This window comes from Xenorhabdus thuongxuanensis (assembly GCF_001908095.1).
GTDB classification, from domain to species: domain Bacteria; phylum Pseudomonadota; class Gammaproteobacteria; order Enterobacterales; family Enterobacteriaceae; genus Xenorhabdus; species Xenorhabdus thuongxuanensis.
In genome coordinates, this window is record NZ_MKGR01000066.1 from 1 (window position 1) to 1939 (window position 1939).

Consider the following 1939-nt stretch of genomic DNA (forward strand, 5'->3'; position numbering starts at 1 on the left):
TCTCATTCCAGCAGGTCACTTATATAGGCACTTATCTTATTTGGGCGGACAGAATACAGGAAAAACAATTACGTTCAAAAAAGATTCCGAATGGGCTCTGAGACACCTAAACGTTTTGCTCTTTCCCATTGATAGTCATCGGGAAAGTTTTGGACATCCTCCATGAGCACCGCATCAGGGATTTCCGTGGCGGGTTTATTGCGGGTCATGCAAGGTTCTATCTTATTGCACCACCGGAACAAGGTGCGCATGGAGACTTCAAAATGGGCACTCGTTTGTTCAAAAGTCAACGAATGCTTGTCTTTGTATGCCAATACTCTCTTTCGAAAATCTAAGCTGTAGCCCATCTCATTTTATGCCTTGTCATCTTAGGTTTAGATATTATGTCATATTAGTATGATTTAGCTATATCAGTGTTGTCAATCCGGTACAAATCCATGCCTTTGGTAAAGAGGAATTACTCCGCAATAAAACCGATAAAATTGACGCCAAACTGATAGCACGTTATTGCGCCAGTTAGCATCCACCGGCATGGCAGCCACGCCGCTTTGTGAACGCCAATTACTGGCTTTAGTCCGCCATCGCAATAAGCTGAATGAAATGCTTTTGACGGAAGAGAATCGCTTCTCCGTGGCGGATGAAGTTGTTTGTGATTCTCATGCAAAGATAATCACCCTGCTAAAGCAAAAGCTCAAAGACACCGAATTGAAAATAAAAAAGCACATTAATGATACAACGGGTGAGACCAGAGAGGCACTACCCACGGAAATCGATGAAACCCAGAACACGCTGGAATTCTTTTGATGCTCCGATAAGGATTTAACCGAATGCCATTGTCCGGCTTACAACCCCAAGATGATCAAAATCGACGTTTTGGTAAAAATCTTCTAACTTTAAATTATATGTGAAAATTATTTGGTAATTCTACTCATGAAAAAATACAATTACTCGTTATTGTCACTAGCTATCAAAATAGCATGTCTTTTTACAGGAATAAATACCAATGCAACCGCAGATTCATCATGTGGAACCCCGAATGGAACCACGAAAATTGATTTCGTCAAAAAAGACTCCTGTAACCTTGTAAGCCATGGAACTGTGGTAATCGAAGATAAAAAATCGATTGTTGTGACTGTAGGTTCCGACTTATCCAGTAATTATCATTACGAATACAATGCTATTAATATTGGTAATGATGATAATTTTTCTCAACCTATCTCTGCCAATGAGGTAAATAACTTTGGTATGTTATATGGATATATTGGAGTTAATGTAACCTATACTGGTTCTGTTGAAAAAATAGTTAATAGTGAACATGGGATTATAGATGGAGACTATGCTGCACTGTGGATTTCTGGCCAGTTAAATACATTAGATAATAATGGAACAATAAAGTTTAAAAATGAAAATAGCAATTACTCCATATATGTCGATGCTGCACAAGGAACAGGAGACTTAGATGGCATGTATGGGAATGTAACAGAAATAATTAATCGAAATAAGGGAAATATAAATGGAATTCATATTGATAATTTATCTAAGATTAAAACGATTAATAATGATGGAACTGTGACTGGTATCGAAGATGGCATTCATGTTGCCGGTGGGGGAACTATAGAGCGTTTATCTAATAATTTAGAAAGCAAAATTACTGCTAAACAGGATGCTATTAGTGTCACTGGAGAAGGAATATCAAAATCTAAAACTGCCTCTAATATTACAAAGATTACTAATGCCTCTTTAGTTCATGGCAAACAAAATGGAATATTTATTGATGACAAAGGAATAATTGGTAGTATCTCGAATACGGATAGTGGCGAAATAAAAGGGATAAGTTTGCTAAGTCCTCAAGAGAAATTAATTGCAAATTGGTCACCATAACCAGCTAATAATGTATTGATCTCATATTCCATGGTTTCCTGAGTCCAGGTGATAAAAC

Annotated in this window: 3 protein-coding genes; 2 read left to right on the plus strand and 1 reads right to left on the minus strand. The window is 37.3% G+C overall.

What is annotated here, in order from left to right; all coding sequences use genetic code 11:
• Positions 1-74: 74 nt before the first annotated feature.
• Positions 75-347 (minus strand): IS630 transposase-related protein, encoded by a 273-nt coding sequence (locus Xentx_RS17935; protein WP_074021854.1) that lies wholly within the window; start codon positions 345-347, stop codon positions 75-77.
• Between the two features lie 160 nt (positions 348-507).
• Between Xentx_RS17935 and Xentx_RS17940 the strand changes: the two genes are divergently transcribed.
• Both Xentx_RS17940 and Xentx_RS17945 read left to right on the plus strand, forming a co-directional pair.
• Positions 508-804: a hypothetical protein gene (locus Xentx_RS17940; RefSeq protein WP_074021855.1), complete on the plus strand. Its 297-nt coding sequence runs from the start codon at positions 508-510 to the stop codon at positions 802-804.
• Positions 805-930: 126 nt separating this feature from the next.
• Positions 931-1881 (plus strand): hypothetical protein, encoded by a 951-nt coding sequence (locus Xentx_RS17945; protein ID WP_074021856.1) that lies wholly within the window; start codon positions 931-933, stop codon positions 1879-1881.
• Positions 1882-1939: the final 58 nt, after the last annotated feature.

What these genes read in the sequence shown, in the direction of transcription:
- Xentx_RS17945 (WP_074021856.1), top strand. Translation starts at nt 931, where the DNA reads ATGAAAAAATACAATTACTCGTTATTGTCACTAGCTATCAAAATAGCA.
- Xentx_RS17935 (WP_074021854.1), bottom strand. Translation starts at nt 347, where the DNA reads ATGGGCTACAGCTTAGATTTTCGAAAGAGAGTATTGGCATACAAAGAC.